22 protein-coding genes are annotated in these 22786 nt (G+C 40.4%); 3 read left to right on the top strand and 19 right to left on the bottom strand.

What is annotated here, in order from left to right:
• Positions 1-99: 99 nt before the first annotated feature.
• The gene (locus H7A25_06480) at positions 100-1095 is read left to right on the top strand and encodes a hypothetical protein (GenBank protein ID MCP5499531.1); all 996 of its coding nucleotides are present in this window, start codon (positions 100-102) and stop codon (positions 1093-1095) included.
• On the opposite strand, the gene H7A25_06475 is transcribed toward H7A25_06480, so the two are convergent.
• The 19 genes from H7A25_06475 to H7A25_06385 all read right to left on the bottom strand — a co-directional run bounded on the left by H7A25_06475 (position 1092) and on the right by H7A25_06385 (position 21582).
• A complete protein-coding gene (locus H7A25_06475) occupies positions 1092-2675 on the bottom strand; it encodes a hypothetical protein (protein ID MCP5499530.1) in 1584 nt (527 codons plus the stop codon). The genes H7A25_06480 and H7A25_06475 overlap by 4 nt on opposite strands.
• A 130-nt stretch (positions 2676-2805) precedes the next feature.
• Positions 2806-3432 carry an energy transducer TonB gene (locus tag H7A25_06470; GenBank protein MCP5499529.1) on the bottom strand — a complete coding sequence of 209 codons (627 nt, stop codon included), beginning with the start codon at positions 3430-3432 and terminating at the stop codon, positions 2806-2808.
• Between the two features lie 14 nt (positions 3433-3446).
• Positions 3447-3854, bottom strand: coding sequence for a biopolymer transporter ExbD (locus H7A25_06465; protein MCP5499528.1), 408 nt, complete (start codon positions 3852-3854; stop codon positions 3447-3449).
• A 1-nt stretch (position 3855) separates the two neighbouring features.
• The gene (locus tag H7A25_06460) at positions 3856-4275 is read right to left on the bottom strand and encodes a biopolymer transporter ExbD (GenBank protein MCP5499527.1); all 420 of its coding nucleotides are present in this window, start codon (positions 4273-4275) and stop codon (positions 3856-3858) included.
• Between the two features lie 2 nt (positions 4276-4277).
• Complete coding sequence (locus tag H7A25_06455; protein MCP5499526.1) at positions 4278-5096, bottom strand: MotA/TolQ/ExbB proton channel family protein; 819 nt, start codon at positions 5094-5096, stop codon at positions 4278-4280.
• A 196-nt stretch (positions 5097-5292) separates the two neighbouring features.
• A complete protein-coding gene (locus H7A25_06450) occupies positions 5293-7050 on the bottom strand; it encodes an amidohydrolase (GenBank protein ID MCP5499525.1) in 1758 nt (585 codons plus the stop codon).
• A 77-nt stretch (positions 7051-7127) separates the two neighbouring features.
• Positions 7128-8561, bottom strand: coding sequence for an NADH-quinone oxidoreductase subunit N (locus tag H7A25_06445; GenBank protein MCP5499524.1), 1434 nt, complete (start codon positions 8559-8561; stop codon positions 7128-7130).
• Positions 8562-8575: 14 nt separating this feature from the next.
• On the bottom strand, positions 8576-10261 hold the full coding sequence (locus H7A25_06440; GenBank protein MCP5499523.1) for an NADH-quinone oxidoreductase subunit M: 1686 nt from the start codon (positions 10259-10261) through the stop codon (positions 8576-8578).
• 6 nt (positions 10262-10267) lie between these two features.
• Entirely contained in the window at positions 10268-12211 is a 1944-nt protein-coding gene (gene nuoL / locus H7A25_06435; protein ID MCP5499522.1) for an NADH-quinone oxidoreductase subunit L, read from the bottom strand.
• Positions 12212-12215: 4 nt separating this feature from the next.
• Entirely contained in the window at positions 12216-12536 is a 321-nt protein-coding gene (gene nuoK, locus H7A25_06430; protein MCP5499521.1) for an NADH-quinone oxidoreductase subunit NuoK, read from the bottom strand.
• Between the two features lie 11 nt (positions 12537-12547).
• Positions 12548-13153 (bottom strand): NADH-quinone oxidoreductase subunit J, encoded by a 606-nt coding sequence (locus tag H7A25_06425; protein MCP5499520.1) that lies wholly within the window; start codon positions 13151-13153, stop codon positions 12548-12550.
• A gap of 3 nt (positions 13154-13156) precedes the next feature.
• Positions 13157-14227 carry an NADH-quinone oxidoreductase subunit NuoH gene (nuoH, locus tag H7A25_06420; protein ID MCP5499519.1) on the bottom strand — a complete coding sequence of 357 codons (1071 nt, stop codon included), beginning with the start codon at positions 14225-14227 and terminating at the stop codon, positions 13157-13159.
• Positions 14228-14251: 24 nt separating this feature from the next.
• Positions 14252-15508, bottom strand: coding sequence for an NADH-quinone oxidoreductase subunit NuoF (gene nuoF, locus H7A25_06415; GenBank protein ID MCP5499518.1), 1257 nt, complete (start codon positions 15506-15508; stop codon positions 14252-14254).
• A gap of 3 nt (positions 15509-15511) precedes the next feature.
• Positions 15512-15991 carry an NADH-quinone oxidoreductase subunit NuoE gene (gene nuoE / locus H7A25_06410; GenBank protein ID MCP5499517.1) on the bottom strand — a complete coding sequence of 160 codons (480 nt, stop codon included), beginning with the start codon at positions 15989-15991 and terminating at the stop codon, positions 15512-15514.
• Position 15992: 1 nt separating this feature from the next.
• A complete protein-coding gene (locus tag H7A25_06405) occupies positions 15993-17207 on the bottom strand; it encodes an NADH-quinone oxidoreductase subunit D (protein MCP5499516.1) in 1215 nt (404 codons plus the stop codon).
• A 10-nt stretch (positions 17208-17217) separates the two neighbouring features.
• Complete coding sequence (locus tag H7A25_06400; GenBank protein MCP5499515.1) at positions 17218-17724, bottom strand: NADH-quinone oxidoreductase subunit C; 507 nt, start codon at positions 17722-17724, stop codon at positions 17218-17220.
• Positions 17721-18281, bottom strand: a complete 561-nt coding sequence (locus H7A25_06395; protein ID MCP5499514.1) for an NADH-quinone oxidoreductase subunit B — start codon at positions 18279-18281, stop codon at positions 17721-17723. The genes H7A25_06400 and H7A25_06395 overlap by 4 nt, the downstream gene beginning before the upstream one ends.
• Positions 18272-18649, bottom strand: a complete 378-nt coding sequence (locus tag H7A25_06390) for an NADH-quinone oxidoreductase subunit A (protein MCP5499513.1) — start codon at positions 18647-18649, stop codon at positions 18272-18274. The genes H7A25_06395 and H7A25_06390 overlap by 10 nt, the downstream gene beginning before the upstream one ends.
• A 140-nt stretch (positions 18650-18789) precedes the next feature.
• Entirely contained in the window at positions 18790-21582 is a 2793-nt protein-coding gene (locus H7A25_06385; GenBank protein ID MCP5499512.1) for a response regulator, read from the bottom strand.
• Between the two features lie 115 nt (positions 21583-21697).
• On the opposite strand from H7A25_06385, the gene H7A25_06380 reads away from it, so the two are divergent.
• Both H7A25_06380 and H7A25_06375 read left to right on the top strand, forming a co-directional pair.
• Positions 21698-22090: a DUF2721 domain-containing protein gene (locus tag H7A25_06380; GenBank protein MCP5499511.1), complete on the top strand. Its 393-nt coding sequence runs from the start codon at positions 21698-21700 to the stop codon at positions 22088-22090.
• A gap of 4 nt (positions 22091-22094) precedes the next feature.
• On the top strand, positions 22095-22721 hold the full coding sequence (locus H7A25_06375) for a protein-L-isoaspartate(D-aspartate) O-methyltransferase (protein ID MCP5499510.1): 627 nt from the start codon (positions 22095-22097) through the stop codon (positions 22719-22721).
• Positions 22722-22786 lie beyond the last annotated feature (65 nt).

Raw genomic sequence — 22786 nt, 5'->3', positions numbered from 1 at the left:
AACTCACTTTATGCCTACTCAATAAAAAAAGACAGGAATTACCGATTCATTATTTATGAATAGAAGAAAATTAAACTATTTCGATAGAGTCTAATGTAGATGAATAAAAGTATAAGAAAAATTCTATTGTTTACAGTGTTATTCTTATCCGCTCATTGTTCGAGCGTTCCGAGGCAACTGGGGATACGGAATGTCCCTACCGAAGAATTATGCCCCTATACCTTATACAACAAAGATGCAAATGATTGTAAACCTACTCAGGGCTTCTGGCAGAAGGCTCATGAAATTACTTATTCGGAATTTTTAATTGATCCGAATGACATTCACAATCAGGATATTAAAGAGGATGTAAAAAAGCTCAAAGAAGAATCTCATAAAATAGATAGAACAGGTATCTTTGAAAAGTTGGCTAAAAAAGTCTGGTCTAATTATATTTATCAGGTGATTAATAAAAGTGAACGAAGTCGAAATCTTTTTTCCGAGCAACTCGAATACAGATCCTGCCATAGTAGTCACTATGATGAGTTTACAAAATATGCAAGAATTTCTCAGCATCCAAAATCTATCTCTCTTTCCCAGATTTATAAGAAAAAAATAATAACTTCCCTCTCTGCTGATTTCGAAAATACCCTGAAAACTGAAGATAAAACCCTGGATAAAAAACATCTGGCGGAACTCAGTAGTATTTTCCGAATCCAGATAGATAATGAATTGGATGAACAGAGTACCACTAAAGCCGAATTGTTATACATTGAAATCGGAACCCAGACTCAACCTAAAAATATATCGCCAAATTTTCAGGACTATTCCAATTGCGTAAACGAAAGGGGAAAGAAAGAGTTTGTAGGTGTCATTACCGGCTTGACCGGCTGGTTGATTATTAACCTGCACAGAGGCACGGAAGCTATTAACATTCAAACGGTTAAAAAAGTAATAGAAGCTACTCTACAGGGAAAAGAAGAAAAAATCAAAAATGCAACTCTTAGTGCAAGCGTAGTCTGGGTTCAAAAAATAAATGAAGAAATTACAACCTACATCGACATTGATAAATCTAACCAGTTAGGTTTTATTCCGTATTATATAAGGTTGGACTAATGAATACGCCTCGCTTCCTGCAATTTTTTATTCAGTTTGGTTATGTAGGAATAGAGGTTGTCAGAAATATCATCTATATTCCCGGACATATTTTTTAGCTTGGTGGCAAAGCGGTGAAGCTGTTTCTTTCTATCTTCAGAACTCGAAAGCCGGGAGAGGTTTTCATCGGCCAATAAATCAATTTCCCTCGACTCCTGGCTGGAAATATCAAGATTTCTTACTAATTTTGATATATTCTCTTCCTGTCTCTTTACCACTTCCCCAAAAGTAGTGAGAAATTTTTTATCGCTTTCAATAAACATACTGATTTCACTGATAGAATAAGAAATATTTTTAATACTCTTAGAAGCCTCATTAATTGTTTGTATAGAAGAATTGATAATTCCCCCAATTTCTCTCGATGACTCCATACTCTTGTCTGCCAGTTTCGAAACTTCTCCTGCAACCACTACAAAACCTTTTCCATGTACACCGGCCCTGGCCGATTCAATAGAAGCATTCAGAGAAAGAAGATTTGTTCTATCAGCTATTTCATTTATTGATCTCGAAATTTCTTCTATTCGCCTGGATTCCTGTTTGAGTCTATCTATTGTATTTCGAATTTCCTCTAATTTTACAATACTCTCTTTGCCGGCAGAAAAAGCCTTATTCGTTTCCATATTGGCTTTTGAAGCAATCGTGCTGCTGACTTCCAATTCTCCCTGAACAACAGTAACAAAGTTTTTCCCCTCATTGTTTAAGCGGATTTGCTCTTCCGTCTTATCTTTAAACTTCTTAAAAGAAGAAAGTAGGTGTTCCTCGATTTTTTGATTGTCTGCAAATATAAGCATTTGCCTGTCTACCACGTTTTTTAAATCATTAGAAAAGGTAGTTAAAACTTCTCCGCTTACCTTTACTTCCTTAAGCAAAGTTTCAGATTCCTGTATAATTCCTTCTACCATTTCTACACTTTGCTTATAGCGTTCTCTTTGCTGTTTTTCGAGAGAAGTTTTTTTCCAGTGAGAAAAACGGAGTCTATCCATATAGTAAATTAGGAAAAACGCAAATATTACGACTCCAATAAAATCAGCAATCTGGTAAACACTTTCGTAGCCACTTAGAGTAGAACCAAAAAAAAGTGCAAAAATTGAGAAACTTACAAGAGAAATCATAAGAATCAGGTATGCGTGCATTCTCTGAATCGGAAGAATAACAGGGGCAAGGATAACAAAGTAGTAGCCTCCGATATAAACGGGTTTACACTTGGAAATTCCACTTATCAAACCGGTAGATACTTCGAGATAAAAAAGAAGGCAGGCCAGAAGTTTTGTCCTGTGTTTTTGGAGAGAAGGTAAAAATTGCAAACCAAGAATAATTAAACTCACAAGACTTAAACCCAGGCGTAAAAAAGGAACTGAAGGTTCCGAGCTTAAAATAACTCTATCAAGAGAAATATACGGCAACCAGATAAAAGTTCCTACCACACAGGCAATGATCAAAACTTTCTTTGCCTGTATATTTAATTCTTCCGAATAGCTTTCTCCTAAGTCTTCTTCTCGGAGGAAAAAGTCCTTAACTCTCTCTAAAAACTTCGCAACCATTACTTCTATTTTCGAACTATCATTCCATACTCAAGATAGATTTTTAGAGGAAAAAAAGAAAAGAAAGGAACTGCCTATCTCAGGCGAGCCACCAATGGCTCGCTTAATCGACTGAAAAAATGAGGACTTTCTAATTGAGACTAAATCGAATAGGAACCAGGACTTTTACAGTAATCGGTTTACCATCCAGAATAGAAGGAGAGAATTTCTTCTTTCTGTAGGTACGGATGGCTGCTTCCTCAAGACCAAAACCGAGCTTTTTTCCCACCGAGCGCACCCGCAGAACTTCCCCCGAATCGGCAATTATCACCTCCAGAGTAATCGTTCCCGTGATACCGTTTGACCTGGCCTCTGCCGTATACTCCGGTCTTGCCGTAGGACTTAGATCCACAGGAGCAGTTGCACCGGAAAAAACAGCGTCCTGTGCACCGGAGATTCTCGGATCCGGCTCATCTTTTTTTATTATCTTTTTATCTGTCAGCTCTATTTCTCCATCATCCGGGATATCAGGAGCATTGGTCGTAGGTGCCTGTAAATTCACATCTACAAAGGCGATATCTTCCGCTACATTTTTTGTCTTATCTTCCAAACTAGGTTTTGGGACATACCAGAAAAATAGCAACAGGAGCTGTAAAATCAGAGAAAGGCTTAAACCTACGTTCATCCTGTTTCGGTCGATAAACCGATGCGTTTTTTCGAGAGCGGTTCTTCTTCTGCCCTTTTTCTGCGGAACCGGATTAGGTAACTCTTTTTCCATAATGGCTAAAGACATTACTCACCTCCCGGTGCAGTCTGTGTAACCAGAGAGACTTTTAAAGCCCCGGCCTCCCGGAGTAATAAAAAGGCCTTATCCACTTTTTCATATTCGATTTCTTTGTCTGCATGAATTAAAACCCGCAGGTCAGGAGTCGTTGCTAACTTGGCTCTTACATAATTCACGGCTTCCGGCATAGAAACCCGCATAGTATTATAGAAGATAGCACCATCTTTACTCAGATAGATATTCGAAATTTTCTTCTTTAATTGCTTCCCTCCCTTCACTTCGGGAACAGCAATTTGAACCTCCGGATCGGTTTCCAATACCGAAGTCACCATGAAGAAAACAAGCAGAAGAAATGCAATGTCTGCCATAGAACTAACGGGAATGTTAGGTGCGTTCTTTTTTCGTCTTCGAAACATATTATTTCCTCTTTACCGAGATCTTCTTAAACCCCTTTTCTTGAATTGCTGAAAGAACCTCAAGCATATTACCGTAAGGAGTTTTTCCTTCTGTTCGAATCAGGGCTACCTTTTCCGATAAATTAGGAACTTCTATTTTAGATAACTCTGTTTTAAATTCAGCAAAAGTTCCATAGGTTCTTTTCTTACCCAGAAGTTTATTTTCAAGGCTTATCTCTTTATTTGTAACAATGAAGTCATACAAATCTTCTTTCATTATTTTCTGAGCATTGGCTTTCTTTCTCGGAAGGTCTATATCCAAACCTTCTTTCACAAAAAAAACAGCCGTTACCATGAAAAACACGAGAAGTAAGAAGGCGATATCGGACATGGATGCTGCCGATATTTCTTCCATTTCTGTTTTCTTCCTGAGAGAAATCATATTTAACTAACCTTCGTAGCCTGCTTTTTCAGGTATTCTTTATATATACGGTTGGCAGCTTCTTCTACCTCGGCAGCAAATGCATTTACCTTACCTGTAAGATATTGATAAAAGGCCATAGCAGGTATGGCTACAATAAGACCGGTGGCAGTAGTAATCAGAGCTTCTTTAATCCCTCCGGCAACCACCTTTGCATTCACCTGATCGGCATTGGCAATTGCATCAAAAGCATTAATCATCCCGGAAACAGTTCCCAAAAACCCGATAAGAGGAGCAATCGTGGAAACAGAAGCAAGAACTACAAGTCCTCTTTCAAGGGTTACTAAAACTTCTCCGGCTTCTCTTTCTATACCTTTGGCGAACAGATCCGGATCTTCCCTGGATACATCCATTCCATTTACCAGAACTTCCGAAATTTTATCTTTCTTATGTGTCTCAATAAATTCTTTAGCACCTTCCAGACCTTTCTCTTCGATAGCATCTACAAGCCCCTGGTTGTAACCTTTCGAAATAAGGCGGGTAGCAAAAAAGAAATATAGCCTTTCAAAAGCAACTCCGAGCCCGATAATAGAGGCAAGGGCCAGAGGATACATGGACCAGCCACCTTTAAAAAACAGGTCTACAAGACCGGGTGATTTACTTTCAGCCTGGCTTACTTCTTTTTTTTCTTCAGTTTTTTCAGGGGTCTTTGCCGGTGTTTTTTCAGCGGGATTGGTAACCTTATCCTTTGTATCCGGTAAACTCTGAGAAATTAAAACCGGTGAGGTAAAATATAAAGCAGATAATAAAAGGGCTGTATACGCGATTGCCCTCGTTGTCATCTTCGAAAACGGAATTTTCATAAAAAAGATTCTCCTAATAAACTATCTTTATCAGGCAAAATTTTTGTTACAATTAAATTACATTCAAGTTAATATCAAGTAAAGAATACAGCCCTACACGTATCCGCTAAAAAAGATAGTTTTCTATTTTTGTTTATTTCGTCCGATTCTTTCTTAACAATAGATTAGAAATTGCTTATTGAACCGGGTTTCCGTGAATAAGAGTCTTTAAAACCCGGATATTCCTTAGCTTTTCAATGGGGATGCTGAGAGGATTATCATCCAAAAGAATTAAATCTGCATATTTGCCTTCTCGAATAGAGCCGAGTTTATCTTCCATGCCGATTTGCCAGGCAGCCATTGTTGTCAGAGACTTCAAGGCTGTAAGTCTATCAATGGTTTCATCAGGATTTATAACAAAGCCTTCTCTTGTTTGTCGTTGAATGGCTGTTGCCATCAAGGAAAAAGGCTCACTTTCAAACATAGGTTGATCGGCATGTAATGAAAAGGCCAGGCTCGTATCCGTAATAGAACGCAAAGGCAATATTTTTGCAGTCCTCTCTTTTCCTAAAATGGAATCCTGTAGAGCAAGGCCATAGTAGTAAATGTGGTTAATGTGAAGACTCGGAGAAAGGTTTACTTGTTTCATTCTTTCAAGCCAGGTTTTATCCAGAAGCAGGCAATGTTCAAGTCGATGCCGCAAAGGACGAATATCTACAGTCTTTTGTACCTTTTCAAAAGCTTCTAAACTTTCCCGTATAGCCCTGTCTCCCTGAACATGAATCAGAATCTGCCACTTATCCTCGCTATACTGCTTTATTAAATCTTCGAGTTCTTCTTTTTCGAGAAGGGCCTTTCCTCTATGACCTGAAGAAATATGCAGTTCCTTCTCTGTTAGCTGAGAACGAAAATAGGGTTCTTCGAGATACATAGAACCGGTATAGGGAGAGCCATCATACCAGAGTTTTAGGCCGGCTACCCGGAAAAAATCATCTCCTTTTTCAGAAGGAAGGGGAAGAAGTTTTGTTGCATCTTTACGTAAGTAGACGAAATGTCTCGGCATGGGCTTTCGCTTCGGAAAAATTCCAAATAGAGAAAGAAGCGAAGAAGAAAAACTAGGTTTTTTTGCGGAAAGGTGCTCATATAATTTTAGGATAATCTTATCTTTAGAAGTAAGGCCCGCTGTGACTATAGTAGTAAAACCCCTTCTGGCATAGGTGTCCATCACGGTTTCTACATTTTTCATAAGCCTACTTTTCGGAGTAGCTTTTAACATGGCTTCCCGTATAGGACCGAAAGCTTCCTGCTCTACGATCAATCCGGTCAAATTTCCTCTCTCATCTTTTTCATAGAAGCTTGATTGGGAGGGTGCCGGAGTATCTTTTGTTATTCCTGCATCCTGAAAGGCTTTTGTATTTGCCCAGTAAGAATGTAAACTCTGGGATAGAATGACGACCGGATTTTCAGGAGCTATTTTATCCAGATAAGAAATGTGGGGTGTTTTTAAATCCGGAATTAAAATTGAGTCCAGACCCTTGCATAAAATCCATTCTCCCTTCTTATATTGTTTTACACTTTTTTCAAAATGAGCCCAAACTTCTGCATGGGTTTTGTGCTTAAAGCCGGATAAATCCACCATTCCGTGCAGAAAGGCCGAAATATCGGGATGCGTATGAGGATCTATAAAACCGGGTAGAAGAAATTTTCCCTTCATATTCACAAGCTTTGTATTTTTTGTTTGGAGTTTAAGAATATCTTCATTTGTCCCTACAGAGCGGATAAGTCCATCTTGAATTAAAACAGCCTCGGCTTTCGGATTAGAATCTTCGAGAGTAATTACGTTTCCGTTGTAATAGATGGTTTCCTTCTCTTTTGGAAAATCAGCATTAAGGAGTATATAAGAAAGATAGATGATTCCTATAAGAAGTATAAAGAGGGATAATTTTTTTTTCATTTAAGGAGAGATTTTTAAAAACAAGTAGGCGAGAAAATGCTTTCTCGCCTGCATTTATACCATTTTCAGATATTATCTTATAGGCTGGATGGTTGAAAAATAATCCAGCTTAAGGAAACAATAAGAATCCCCAGGATAGAAGTAAAAGAGAGGCCCCAGCTTGCAGGAATACTTTCTTCAACAACTTCTCCGGTTTCTTCTGTCATGAAAGCGTTCACAGTAAGTCTCAAGTAATAGAAAATCGCGATGGCAGAGTTAATAACCCCCGTGATAAGTAAGAAGCGATTTAAAGGACTATCCGACTCGGCAATTTTTTGAAATAGGAACAACTTTGTCCAGAATCCACCTAAAGGAGGAATGCCACCTAAAGAAAAGAAAAGAGCAACAAGCCCTATAGCCGACCAGGGTTTGGTTTTTACCAGGTAACGCAGACTTGAATAGGTAATGATATTCTTTCCGTTTTCGAGATAAGCGATAATCGAGAAGGCCGCTATATTCGTAAATGCGTATATAACCAGATAGTAAACTACTTCCAAGTTCGCTCCACAGGCGATCCCCGCTACCACATAACCGGCGTGAGAAATGGAAGAGTAAGCCAGAACCCGCTTGAGATTATCCTGCTTTAGAGCAAGAATATTTCCGAAAGTCATAGAGAGAAAAGCAAGGCCCCCTATAAGAATATTCCAGGAAGTATTCTGAATTACCGGGAAGAGATACTGGAAGATAATTAGCATAAGCCCCATAGCTGCTGCTTTCGGAGCCGAAGCCATAAATCCTGTCATGGTAGTCAGGGCTCCTTCGTATACATCCGGGGTCCAGGAGTGAAAAGGAACCAGGGCGATTTTAAAAGCCACTCCCACCAATAGAAGTCCGAGACCGATTTTGGAATAGGTAGTTGCGGTTCCATCTATGATGGGTTGAAAAGCGGTTATCATCAAAGTAGAACCGCTTCCTCCGTATAAGAAGGCGATTCCCATGAGCATAAACCCGGAAGTAAAGGCTCCTAAAAGAAAATACTTCAGGCTCGCTTCCAGACAGGACATTTCGTTTCTTGCCATTCCAATCATTACATACAACGCAATAGAAAGGGTTTCCAAGCCTACAAACATCAGGATTAAATCTGAAGCTGAGGTCATAAAGAACATCCCGGTTGTAGCAAAAAGAAGAAGCGGATAAAATTCGGGAAAGTTTACATTATGCTGCTTTAATATTCTCGGAGAAGCAATAACTGTCAGAAGGGCTGTAATTACATAAAGAAGATTTAGCCAGCTCGAAACTGTAGTAAAGGTAATTTGGTCACGAAAATAACGACCGAAGCCCGGATAACCAAAACCACTATCCAGTGTTTTCCAGAGGGCTATAGTAAGAATCAGACCGGTGAAATATCTCGGTAATCTCCTTTCTTCAGACTTAGAAAAAAATTGCAAGACAAGAAGAATCAGACCGCCTCCGCTCAGAATCAGAGCGGGTAAGATTGAAAGTATATCAGCTTTTGCAGGTATAATATTCATAATTACTAATCCTCTTAATGAGTATCCTTATGTACATCCGGAGTTTTTGGTTTTTCCGGCTCGGAATGTCCCGGTTCTTTCTTAGAACTCTTTTCAATTAAAAGAGCATATTTCCCGGTATAACCTTTTAAACGCTCTTCAAAAGAACCGGGTTTTACACCAAGACTTATGTAGTCTTTGTATGTTTTTTCTTCGAAAGATTTAGCATTCCTTTCAGTAATGGCCTTTACCGAAGCCGAGTTCAGGTAAACATTCACAGAAGGCTTTAGATAATCCATAAACGGTTTGGGGTATAAACCAAACCAGAAAATTAGAATTACCATAGGAATCAAAACCCCAATTTCTCTTGCATTTAAATCAGAAAGTGATTTATTGTTCTCATTTGTAACTTCTCCAAAAAGAAAACGCTTGGTGAACCAGAGAAGATAAGCCGCAGCCCAGACAACCCCCGTTCCGGCAAGAATTCCGAGAACCACATTGGCTTTTAAAGTTCCGAGTAAAACCAGGAATTCTCCCACGAAACCATTCATACCGGGAAGGCCTACAGAAGAAAGCATGGCTATCATAAAAAATATGGCGAAAGTTGGAACTACCTTCGCGATTCCACCGTAATCGGCTATCATTCGGGTATGAGTTCTCTCGTAAATCATCCCGATCATAAGGAAGAGCATACCGGTTGAAACCCCGTGGTTTATCATCTGGATCATTCCACCCATAACGCCTTCTTCCGTAAAACTCATAAGGCCCAGAAGACAGAAGCCAAGGTGAGAAACCGAACTATAGGCAATCAGCTTCTTTCCATCTTTCTGAACCATGGCTACAAGTGCACCGTAGATAATGCCGATAACCGCGAGAGACATGATAAATCCTGCATATTCCAGAGAAATGCCGGGAAAGAAAGGTATACAGAAGCGGATAAAACCGTAGGTTCCCATTTTCAAAAGCACTCCCGCAAGAATTACGGAACCGGCAGTCGGAGCCTCGGTGTGTGCATCAGGTAACCAGGTATGTACCGGGAAAACCGGGATTTTGATGGCAAAGCTCAGGGCAAAAGCAAAGAAAAGGAAGAGCTGAAGTTCATGAGAAATCTCGTATAAGGGAGAAGTAGAAAGTTCTTCTATCGTTATAATTCCCGTTTTGAAATACAGGATAAGAATAGCGGCCAGCATAAGAACCGAACCTGCCATGGTATAGATGAAAAACTTGATGGCTGCATACAGTCTGTTCGCTCCTCCCCAGATACCGATGAGAAGAGCCATAGGAATAAGCATGAGTTCCCAGAATACATAAAAAAGAACGAGGTTCCCGGCAGAGAAAACTCCGAAAACTCCTACTTCAAGCAAAAGAAGAGAAATGTAGAATTCTTTCTGACGTTTTTTAATATAGGTCCAGGAAGCTACACTGGAAATAAAAAACAAAAAGGAAGTCAGGACAAAGAGTAGTAGAGCCACTCCATCAAGACCCATATAGTAGTCAATTCTCAGGTTCCCGGAGACAATCCAATCGGGAACTCTGTGGATAAACTGTAAACCGGAATGGCTTTTATCAAAAGCTTTCATTAGGGGTAGACTTATCACAAAACTCAAGAGGGTGATAAGTGCACTTGCCCATTTGATAGCCGTTTCTTTTTTTAAAAAGGCAATGAGGAAAACTCCCAGGAGGGGAGAAAATGTGATGAGGGTTAATATAGATTCTGGCATGTCGAATTAAGCTCCACTGAAGAGTAAATAAGCGATCACAAGTATAGTTCCGATTACAATCGAGAAAGCATAATCTCCAACGATACCCGTTTGTAATTTCCGAACTCTTTCCGAGATAGCAAGAAAAACCTTCCCGGTTCCTTCTACGATTCCATCTATCACTTTCTTATCAAAGAAAGCGGATAACCAGTTAGAAAGCTGGATTAGAGGTTGGATAAAAGCGGACTCATAAATCTCATCCACATAGTATTTGGCATAAATGGTTTTAGGTAGACCCTGCATATCTTCGTCTTTCGGAGGTACCTGTGCACCTGAAATAAACTTCTTATAGGCATAAGCGATACCGATGAGAGCAATTGCAACCGAACCAATTAAAAGTCCCCATTCCAGACCCGCACTGAGATGATGAGGTTCCTGTTTGATTCCCCAGGCAGCTACAATACTTTCTCCCTGTGAAAAAATGGGTTTAAAATAGCTTTCTAAGAGATGGTTTCCGCCAAATAGGATGTGAGGAATCTGAACCAGTCCCATCACAGCTGCAAAGAAAGCAAGAATCATGAGAGGCAAGGTAATGGTAATCGGCGATTCGTGCATATGCTCTTTTGTGTGATGGTCGATTCTTTCTTTTCCATAAAAGGTAAGAAAAACGAGGCGAAACATATAGAAAGCCGTGCAAATGGCTCCGGAAATTCCCAGAAGCCAGATAACTTTTCCGTAATGATGATAGGTAAAAGCCTTTTCTAAAATCAGGTCTTTGGAGAAGAAACCACTAAAAGGCGGAATACCGGCAATGGCCAGGGTTCCGATGAGAAAAGTAAACCAGGTAATTTTCATATACTGTTTCACATTCCCCATATTTCTCATGTCCTGCTCGTGGTGCATGGCGTGAATCACAGAACCCGAACCGAGGAAGAGGAGGGCTTTAAAAAAAGCATGGGTCATCAAATGAAACATTCCCGCCGTATAGGCTCCGACTCCCATGGCAATAAACATGTAGCCGAGCTGGGATACGGTGGAATAGGCCAGAACTTTCTTGATGTCATTCTGGAAAATCCCTATAGTCGCTGCAAAAAAGGCAGTAATGGCTCCTACAAAAGCAATGAAGGTGCTCGCGGATGTAGCAGCTAAGAAAATCGGGTTAAGCCTCGCTATCATGAATACACCGGCTGTCACCATAGTCGCTGCGTGGATAAGGGCAGACACGGGAGTCGGTCCTGCCATCGCATCGGGAAGCCAGACATAAAGAGGAATCTGGGCCGATTTACCCATGGCTCCGATAAAAAAGGCAATCGCTACAAAGTTAATAATTTCTTTAAAACCTTCTGCTGCCGGCATAGCCTGTAAGATTTCGGAGTACTTCACGCTTCCGGTATACCAGTAGGTGAGGATAATTCCTACAGCAAAACCCACATCCCCGATACGGTTCGTGATAAACGCTTTCATTCCGGCATTGGCCGCGAAATCCTTGTCATAGTAGAAACCAATTAGAAGGTAAGAACAGAGTCCCACACCTTCCCAGCCTAAAAACATCAGGACAAGGTTATCTCCTAATACCAGGTTCAGCATGGAGAAAATAAAAAGGTTCAGATAGACAAAGAAACGGTTGAAGCCCTCTTCTCCGTGCATATAGCCAATACTATACAAGTGAATCAGAGAACCGATTCCTGTGATAATCAAAGTCATGTACAGAGAAAGCTGGTCTACCTGATAGCCAATATTAATCTGAAAATTCCCGGCCTGCATCCACTCGAAAAGAGTGAAATAATGTGGTGCAGTAGCCGTAAGAGGTTTATACTCCAGAAAAGCTCCCAGGGTAATAAAGAAAGGAATCGCTACAGCCAGAGTGCCCAGGGTAGCAGCCAGCTTTTCCGGCATCTTTTTATAAAGAAGACCATTAATTAAAAATCCGGCCAGGGGTAAAAGAACAACAAGAGCGAATAGATCTAACATAGGTTTACCACTTTAAGAGATTAATCTCATCCACATTGGATGTCTTTTTCTGCCGGTATATGGCAATGACAATGGCCAGACCCACTCCTGCTTCAGCTGCTGCAATCGCCATTACAAAGAATACGATTACTTCACCATTGATAGAGGACAGTGCCTTGGCAAAGGTAATGAAAACGAGGTTTACGGAGTTCAACATGAGTTCTACCGCCATAAAAATTACAACGGCATTCCGCCTGATTAATACACCGAGTACCCCGATAGAGAAAAGAATACCGGCAATCGCAAGGTAAAAATTCACCGGTACACCGGAAATAAGTGTCTGCAATCTGAACTCCCCTAACTGTTTTCTTTTTGTGTCGGTTCTTTTTTTGCTATGATTACCGCTCCGACAACAGCGGCAAGTAGTAATATGGAAATAAGCTCAAACGGAAGTAAATAATCCAAAAAGGTAGAAGCTCCTACCGAAGCTGTGTTTCCTTTGAGGCTGACTTCCTTTTCTGCTTTTACTTTATATTCGTAATGGATCGAATCCGAAATAAAATGGCTGCTCTTAGGAATCTGAACGACCTCCGAAGAATGACTTCCCCTTGAAAGTAGCACCGAAATCAAAAGGAAGGAATAAAAAGCGACAACGGCCATAATGATAGTCTTTTTTACCGGTTTATCCCAGATGTCTTTCAGGGTTTCTTCCCGCAAACTGAGTAACATCAAAACAAAGATGACCAGAACCATAATGGCTCCCGCATACACTACAACCTGCATGGTTGCAATGAAAACGGCATTCATCACCCCGTAAAGGCCCGCAAGTGAAAAGAAGGACAATACAAGGAAGACCGCTGAAATCACCGGGTTTTTGTGAAGAATCACAAAAAGAGCCGAAGCTATGGTCAGACCTCCGAAAAGAAAAAACAGGACTTGCTGTGGTTGTGTAATTTCTATCATTTCTTAGTTAAAAATCCCTTTCCAGGAATCCCCCCAGTAAACTACATAAGTGGCAGCTAATACTATATTAAAAAGGCACCAGGGAATCAGTTTTTTCCAGCCCAGTTGCATGAGTTGATCATAACGAAACCTCGGAAGCGTCCAGCGTACCCACATAAAGAGAAAAGCAAAAAAGAGGACTTTTACGGTGAAGAAGAGAAGTCCTGCCACATGAACAAATGGACTATTAGCAAAAAGTCCGAAAGGAACATTATAACCACCGAAGAAGAGCAGACTCACCACACAGCTCATGGTGATCATGTTCATATATTCCGCTATGAAAAAGAGAGCAAATTTAAAAGCCCCGTATTCCGTATGGAATCCTACAACCAGTTCCGATTCTGCTTCGGCAAGGTCGAAGGGAAGACGGTTGGTTTCGGCAAACATGGCAACTGTAAAGGTTAAAAAGGCAATAAAACCGGGCAAGGTAAATATGAACCAGAGACCTTTCTGGGCTTCATTTATCTCGGTAAGCCTTAAAGAACCCGCTAATAGTACTACGGCTACTACGGAAAGGCCGAGAGGAAGTTCGTAGCTAATCATTTGGGCTGTAGAACGAATTCCACCCAAAAGGGAGTATTTGTTATTGCTCGACCAGCCGGCAAGAATGACTCCATAAACAGCTAAAGAAGAAATCGCAAATAAAACCAGAATCCCGGTGTTGGGATTGGCTACCATAAGCTGGAGCTGGTTAAAGCCCAGTATTTTCGCCAGACCTTCCGGTAAAGGAATCGTTCCTCCGAGAGGAACAATCGACCAGGCCATAATCGCACAGGTAGCTGAAATCGCCGGAGCTATCAGGTAGGTAATTTTATTTACATGAATGGGAAAAACTTCTTCTTTAGTAAGAAATTTCACTCCATCCGCTAAGGGCTGAAAAATACCGAATGGACCCGCCCGGTTTGGTCCCGGCCTTCTTTGAATAAAACCGGCGACCTTTCTTTCGGCGAGGGTATAGTAGGCACAACCCGTGATGATAATTACAAAAAACAGGACTGTCTTTACAATCCAGACTAAAAGCAGGCTTAAATCCATAAATAATCCTTCGAATATCCCTTTCTATGATGTCGGCTGAAGCCTCTTCTCAAATTCCGGCCTGAATTTTTCTATAGTAGGCCTGACTGCACCCACGCAGGCATCTGCCAGCGGACAAATGGTAGTTCCTCCTTCCATATTCACAGTAAGTGATAGGATGAGCTCAAGGTCTTTCTTACTACCCAGACCATCCCGAATTTTGTGAAGAAGGTCTTTGATCCAGTGCGTTCCTTCCCGACAGGGAGTGCACTGTCCGCAGGATTCATGCGCATAAAAACTGGCCAAGCGATAAGTGGTTTCTACCAGGTTCGTTTTATCAGAAAGCACGATTACCGCACCACTTCCGAGCATGGTTTTATGTTCCATCATGGATTCGAAATCCATATTGGCAGTTTTACATTCTTCTGCGGTTAAAATAGGTACAGAAGAACCACCCGGAATAATAGCTTTCAGCTCATGTCCTTCTGCCATTCCTCCGCAGAGGTTATTAATAAGTTCCATGAGAGGTGTGCCGAGTTCGATTTCATACACACCGGGTTTCTTCAAAGGTCCCGATACACTGAAAAGACGGGTTCCGGTAGACTTGGGTGTTCCCATCTTAGCATACCATTCTCCACCATTATTGATAATATGCGGAACCGCACTGAAAGTTTCTACGTTGTTTACAACGGTAGGGCAATTATAAAGCCCTGCTACAGCCGGGAAAGGCGGTTTTAAACGGGGATGACCTCTCCTTCCTTCGAGAGAATTGATAAGAGCGGTTTCCTCTCCGCAGATATAGGCACCGGCACCGGCATAAAGACCGAGTTCGAAATCAAAACCGGAACCCATAATGTTTTTTCCGAGAAGTCCGGCTTTGTAACACTCGTCTATGGCTGCCTGGAGTATATCATAACTTTTTTTGTATTCACCGCGAATATAGATAAAACCTGTATGGGAATCAATGGCTTTAGCTGCAATTACCATTCCTTCAATAATCTGGTGGGGTAATTGCTCCAGAAGAACCCTGTCTTTGAAAGTGCCCGGCTCTCCCTCATCTGCATTGCAGAGAAGATACTTCGGCTTATCAGTCTGAGGAATAAAAGACCACTTCATGCCGGTAGGAAAACCCGCACCTCCCCTTCCTCTCAATCCGGATTTTTTTACTTCATCAATGAGTTCTGCACCTTTCATGGAAAGAGCTTTTTTTTGAGCGGTGAAACCTCCTACCGATTGGTAGTGTTTTAAAGTTCCGCAGCCTTCTTCTCCAAGGTGTTTGGTTAATAATTTCAATTCCGCCATTCTTTACTCCAGAGAATCCAGAATCCTGTCCACTTCTTCAAGGTTCAGGTGTTCGTAATACGTATCATTAATTTGCATCATAGGACCGTAACCGCAGGCTCCGAGGCACTGCACTTCGCTAACAGTAAATTTCTTGTCTGCCGTAGTTTCTCCTTCTTTGATTCCTAATTTCTTGCAGACATGGTCGGTTACTTTGTCCGAACCCATGACATAGCAGGAAATATTGGAACAGATCTGGATATGAAACTTGCCTACGGGTTTTTTATTATACATTGTATAAAACGTAGCTACACCGTAAACATTCGCCAGAGAAATAGGTGCCCCTATCCTATCCGCGATATATTGCATACTTTCTTTATCTACAAATCCTTTCTCTCTTTGCACGAGGTAAAGGGCCGGAAGTATCATGGAGCGTTTATCGGGAAACATTTCCAGAAGCTTTGTAAATCTCTTTTCTGATTCTTGTGTGAATTGATATGCCATTTTAACAGTCTAACTCCCCGGCGATAACATTTAAAGAACTCATGGTGGCAATGGAATCGGCAATCAGGCCTCCCTTGACCAGCTCAGGAAAAGACTGGTAATACCAGAAACAGGGTCTTCTCACATGCACCCGGTAAGGAGATTTTTCTCCTTCTGATACAATATAAAAACCCAGTTCCCCGTTCGCAGCTTCGGTTGCCATGTAGTATTCACCCGGCGGAACACTGATTCCGTGCATGATGATTTTGAAGTGATAGATAAGCTCTTCCATGCTGCTGTAAACCTTTTGCTTTTCCGGGAGAAAAACAGTCGGAATGTCTGCATGAAAAGGACCGGAAGGAATATTATCGATTAATTGCTCAATAATACGGATAGACTGGCGCATTTCCTCGATTCGAACCAGAGTTCTGTGCAGAGCCGAGCCATCTTCTCCAACAGCTACATCGAAGTCGACCTTATCGTAGAACATATAAGGTTCATCTTTACGAACATCCCAGTCTACCCCGGCAGCTCTCAGATTCGGACCGCTGTAACCGTAGGCTACTGCGTCTTCCGCTGAAATTCCACCGATACCGGCAGTTCTTTCATTAAAAATACGGTTATTAATCAAAAGGTTAACAAACTCATCAATTGCAGGAGTAAGACCCTTGATAACCAGTTTTACTTCCTTTTCAAATTCAGGATACAGGTCTCTTTCCATCCCACCAACCCGACAAAAGGTAGTTGTAAGCCTTGCGCCTGTAAGCTTTTCGAGGATCTGGTAAATATTTTCGCGGTGATGAAATAAATACAGCATTCCGGAAAAAGCACCTAAATCCACCCCGAGAATCGTAGTGCAAATAATATGATCCATAATCCGAGAAAGTTCGGAAATAATCATACGAACATAAGTTACTTTATCGGGCACCTGAATTTGTAGCATTTTTTCTACGGCAAGGATCCAGCCGATATTGTTCATCGGGGTAGAAACGTAGTTCATCCTATCCGTACAGACTAAAAACTGGTTGTAGTCATAACGTTCACCCAACTTTTCAAAGCAGCGGTGAACATAACCGATAATCGCTTCTGCTTCTACGATCCGCTCTCCATCGAGTTGAATAACATTCTGTAAAATTCCGTGGGTTGCGGGATGAGAAGGGCCGAGGTTGATAAGCATGTGGCCTTCCGGGAGGTTTTGAAACTTTCCCTTAAACCGTTCCGCTGTTTTTTCATACATTGCCATACGCTTATATTTCCTCCTGGTGAATCTGTAAAAGATCGGAAATTAAATAATCCTGGCCAAAACCTTCGAGTGGGTAGTCTTTTCGCAGGGGATGACCCTGAAAGTTATCCGGCAAAATTAGCCTTTCCATGTAAGGATGCTCGGAAAACTCGATTCCCATCAGGTCATAGACCTCCCTTTCCGGCCAGTTAGCACCTTTAAAGATGGAAGTGATACTCGGAACTGAATCTCCTTCTTCTACCGGAACTTTTAACATCACTCTTGCATGTTTATTGGAAGGAGAACGAAGGAGGTAACATACTTCAAAGCGAGGCTCCTTTTTTCCGAGCCAGTCTATGGCGGTGAGGTCGTTTAAAAAAGTAAATTGCAGGTCTTCTTTCAGTGCTTTCACAACTTCCCGAATTCCCTCCGGTTTTATAAAAAAGACCGGGATATTAGATTTTACTTCTTCTTCCCTATAGATAGAACTTGAAAATTTGCTTTTTAATAAAGACTGTATTTTTTCTTTCATTTTACGATCTGGGGCCTGTTTCTTTCGTTGATTTCCTGAATTTTCTGCATTACTTCTTTACGCCTTTCTTCAAGGCCCTGAGTTTTTACTTTTTGTTGAAGTTTTACAAGAGCATCAAGGATGGCTTCGGGTCTGGGCGGACAACCGGGAATATAAAGGTCTACAGGTAAAAACCTGTCAATCCCCTGAACCACTCCGTAGGTATCAAACATACCACCGGAAGAAGCACAGGCTCCTACACTGATAACGTATTTCGGCTCGGAAAGCTGGTCGTAGATCTGTCGGAGTACCGGTGCCATTTTGTAGGTAATCGTTCCGAGAACGAGTATCATATCTGCCTGTCTCGGAGAAAAAGAAGGTCTCTCCGCACCAAACCTCGCAATATCATTATCCGAACAGGCAGCTCCCATAAACTCAATTCCACAACAGGCAGTTGCAAACGGATAGGGCCAGAGAGAATAACTTTTCCCCCAGTTGATAAAAGTCTCGAGATTGGCAACCTGTGCAAAGTCGCCGAGGGCCTGACCGGGGTTTTTTAGAACTTCAGCTAATCCCATTCCAGAGCTCCTTTCTTCCAAATATAATATAAGCCTACGACAAGTATAAAGATGAATAGAAACATTTCGAGCATGACAAAGTTGCCGAGTCCCGCCTCTTTAAATTTCCGTAAATTGACAGCCCAGGGATAAAGAAATACAGCTTCAATGTCAAATAGAATGAAAAGAACGGCAACCAGATAGAATTTTATATTAAAAAGTCCTCTCGCATCCCCGTAGTAGGTAACACCACACTCAAAGGTATCATGCGGCTTACTACGTTTTTTTGGGCTGATAAGAAGGGCTAAACCTAAAATTACAACAGAAAATCCTATACCAAAAATAAGCTGAACGAGAAGCGGACCAAGGCCTTCCGGAGCTAATCCCATTAATTCCCCCTGAAACTGACTAATAGGAGGATTTCTGTTTCTTTTTTTCGTGTCAATTAATATTCTTAGAAACTGCGATTTATCATCTTCAAGAACCGAGATTTTTCACTACACCCGGTTCTGACACGACAGGCTTCCATTCAGAGCAACTGTTTTTTCAAGTATTCAATATACTCGTAAAAAGATTCGAGAGATTTCTCTAAAGCTTTTATATCAAAAAGCTCGGCTTCAAATTTTACTCTTTCTGCATATATCTTCAATCTCTGCCAGTGATGAATTTCAGAAAAGTATTGAATCTTATCGGCAAACTTAATAAGCTCATCAAAAATCATTCTCTCCTTAAGTCCCGAAAATTCAGTTTCAAAAATCTTTTCTAAAATTAAAAGTAACTCTCTCCAGGTTTCTTTATTATCTCTTTCATCCGGATTCTCAAGAGTTTCCGCCTTCGTTTCCTCTTCAATATGATGCGGCAAGAAGCTAAATAACTCCGATAAAAGTTCCGTCCTCCGAATCGGTTTTCGTAAATATTTATTAAATAGCTCATTTTCCTCTTCGTTTAAAATCGAAGCTGTAAGGGCAATAAGACAGACATCCTTACTGTGCATACGAATTTTCCTTGCTGCCTCATTCCCATCCATTAAGGGCATACGAATATCCATAAGGATTAAATCCGGATTATGTTTATGAAACTGTTGAATGGCTTCTATTCCGTTTTTTGCCTGGTATAATTTTAAGTTTTCAGGTTTTAAATATCCTATAATCAAATTCCGGTTACTTTCTATATCATCAACCAGTAATATTTTAGATCCCTTAAACTTGTAGTTTATAAATTCATTCGATTTCTCCTCTTCTTTTTGCCAGACCTCTCCGATACGAACCCTCGGAAGATGAATGGTGAAAATACTTCCTTCATTCTCTTTGCTGCTGAGTATGATTTCTCCCCCCATAGTCTTTACCAGGCGATTACTAATTGTTAAACCCAGACCCGTTCCACCATGTTGATTCAAGGTTTTTTGACTCTGCCGAAACTCATCAAAAATCAGCTTTTGCTCCTCAAAAGAAATCCCGATTCCCGTATCCTGTATGGATATAAACAACTCTATATAACCTTCCATATCATAAATAGGCTTATACTTTACTTCTAACTTTATAAAACCTTCACTGGTAAACTTGACAGCATTCCCTACAAGATTAATCAAGACCTGCCTCAAGCGAATTTCATCCAGCATAAGACCCGGCATTTCCGGTTCAATAGATAAGAGGAAATCTATTTTTTTTCGGGTAATTGCATGAAAGAAGATATTTTTAATTTCTTCAAAAATAGAATAAGGGTTTACCATTTCATAAGATAATACTAATTTACCGGCTTCAATTTTTGATAAATCTAATATATCGTTAATGAGAGCCAAAAGGGCCTTGCCACTTGTTTTAATAGAATTCAGATAGTGTTTTTGTGTGGTTTCTTTTACTAAATCTTCCAATAAATCTGTAAATCCAATAATTGCATTTAGAGGAGTACGTATTTCATGGCTCATGTTGGCTAAAAATTCACTCTTGGCTTTATTCGCTTTCTCGGCTTCTTCTTTTGCTTTCTTCAGGGCGAGATTCGTTTCAACCGTTTCCTTTTCGGCCAGCAATCTCTCGGTTACATCATGCACAAGACTTGCAACACCAATAATATTTTTTTTATCATTGAATAAAGTAGTAGAATACCAATCACAGATAATCTTTTTACCATCTTTTCGTAGCGATACACTGGTTGTATTTATAGAATCCTTATCATTATAAATTAATAAATCATCCTGAGGATAATTCCTAAGCTCCGGAACCTGTTTAAAAAAGTAAAAAATATCCTTCCCGAGCACTTCCTCCTTTTTATATCCAAATATTCTCTCAGCAGAAGGATTCCAGGCCTTCACAAGACCGTATTCATCAATTTCGATATAAGCCAGAGGTGTATTTTCTATATGCAAGAGCAATTTGTTATTAACTGTCCTTAGTTCTTCCTGTTTTATAGCAAGAGCCCTCGTTCTCTCCATCACCCTAGCTTCCAGAACTTCATTTAAAGCTAAAAGCTTGGATTCTGCTTCTTTCTTCTGGGTAATATCCATAAAATGGCCCACAATATGTAAAGGCTTTCCTCTATGTTCCTCGATTACTTTTCCGGCAGCATATACCCAGATTAAGTCCCCGCCTTTTTTTCTCAGTCGAAATTCAACCTCGAAACGAGAGGTCTTATTCCGAAAATGTACAAAGAATTCTTTTTTTAGTTTTTTTATATCTTCCGAATCAACAAACTTCTTCCATTGATTATGCAAAGGTTGAATTTCCATCTCGGAATACTCCAAAAACTTCAACCAGTTTTCACTTAAATTAACTCGATTATATTTCCGATTCCAATCCCAGATCCCCTGCCCCGTTGATTCAATAGTTATCATAAGCCTGGCCTGACTCAAGCGCAATTCAGCTTCTGTTCGCTTTTGCATTTCCAGCTTCATTTCTAGGGTACGATTTTTTTCTTCCAGCTCTATTAATAAAAGTTGATTTTTCTTTTTCAAAGAATAGAGTTCAAAGGCAGAATCCAGCGTAAGTTTAAAATCATTCGCAATATAGGGTTTGGTAATATATCGATAGACTTCTCCCCGATTGATAGATTGGATAATGGCATCCACATCGCTGTAGCCGGTTAATAAAATTCTGGGTAACAAGGGATACTGCCTTGCAACTTCTTCTAAAAATTCTACTCCGCTGATATCGGGCATTTTCTGGTCAGCAACTACAATATGGATTTCCTCTTCCTTTAAAATTGCCCTGGCTTCTTCCACCTCATCACAGGTATAAATTTCATAGTACGGACGGAAGAGGGCTTTAAAACTACTGAGGTTCTCAATTTCATCATCGAGATATAAAATTTTAGGAAGTTCCTGCGACATAAATCTACCTTTTTCATTTATATCCCTCTTTTTACTCTTCCTGTAAAGAAAAAAAGAAATTTCAGTTTTGAAATTCCTGCTTGCAGAGAAAACAAAGTCTTAATAATTTCGGAGTATGCAAATCAATATTACAACTCCCGCACTTCTCTTCCCGGCGATCTCCTTATTACTTCTCGCCTACACCAACCGTTTTTTAGCCCTCGCTTCCCTAATAAGAGGGCTTGCCGGTAAAATTCCGGAAAAAGATACTTATATTCAAAAACAAATCGCCAATCTTCGTCTCAGGATTCAGCTCATTAAATTCATGCAAGCCTTCGGAATCGCCGCCTTTACTTTCTGTGTAATTTCCATGATATTACTCTTTCTGAATAAAGAATTAGCGGGAAGATCTGTATTCGGAGTTTCCTTATTTCTTATGCTCATTTCCTTAAGTATCAGCTTCTGGGAAACCCTTGTGTCCGGAAAAGCCTTAAGATACGAATTAAAGCGGTACGAAGATATAAGGTAAGTATATGAATTTTATAAGCAGACGAAAAGAAATGTTGGAAACGATTAAACAATATGGAGTTGTAAATGAATCTGTGCTTAAGGCCATGATGCAGGTTGAACGCCACCTTTTCATTCCGGAAGATCTACTTTCCAAAGCTTATGGAGACTATCCACTTTCTATAGGTTATGGCCAGACCATTTCTCAACCCTTTATCGTTGCCTATATGGCCGAACTTTCAGAAGCTTCTAAATCTTTGAATATATTAGAAATTGGTTGTGGTTCCGGCTATGAAGCAGCCGTATTAGCGAATCTTTATAAACAGGTTTACAGCATCGAAAACATTGCAGCCCTGGCTGAATCCAGCTCTCATCTTTTACAACAATTGAAATATGATAATGTTTCGGTAATATACGGAAATGGTTTTTTAGGCTTAGAAGAGAAAGCTCCTTTCGATAGGATTATTTTATCTGCCTGCCCGCCGGAAACACCCGAAAGACTGATTCAACAACTCAAAGAAAATGGAATTATGGTTCTACCCGTAGGAGAAAAGAAACAGAAACTACTACGAATCACAAAAAAAAAGGAAGGCTTACAAAAAGAGTATTTCGGAGATGTTCGTTTTGTCCCCATGCTCAACCGGGTCTACTGATTCAGCTTAAATTCAAGTATAACCGAATATCGCTTGTAAATTATCCGAAACTATAAGAGATATAG

It is taken from the genome of Leptospiraceae bacterium (assembly GCA_024233835.1).
In the GTDB taxonomy this organism is placed as follows: domain Bacteria; phylum Spirochaetota; class Leptospiria; order Leptospirales; family Leptospiraceae; genus JACKPC01.
The sequence above is the reverse complement of the archived record's forward strand: the minus strand, read 5'-3'. Positions and strand labels throughout refer to the sequence as shown.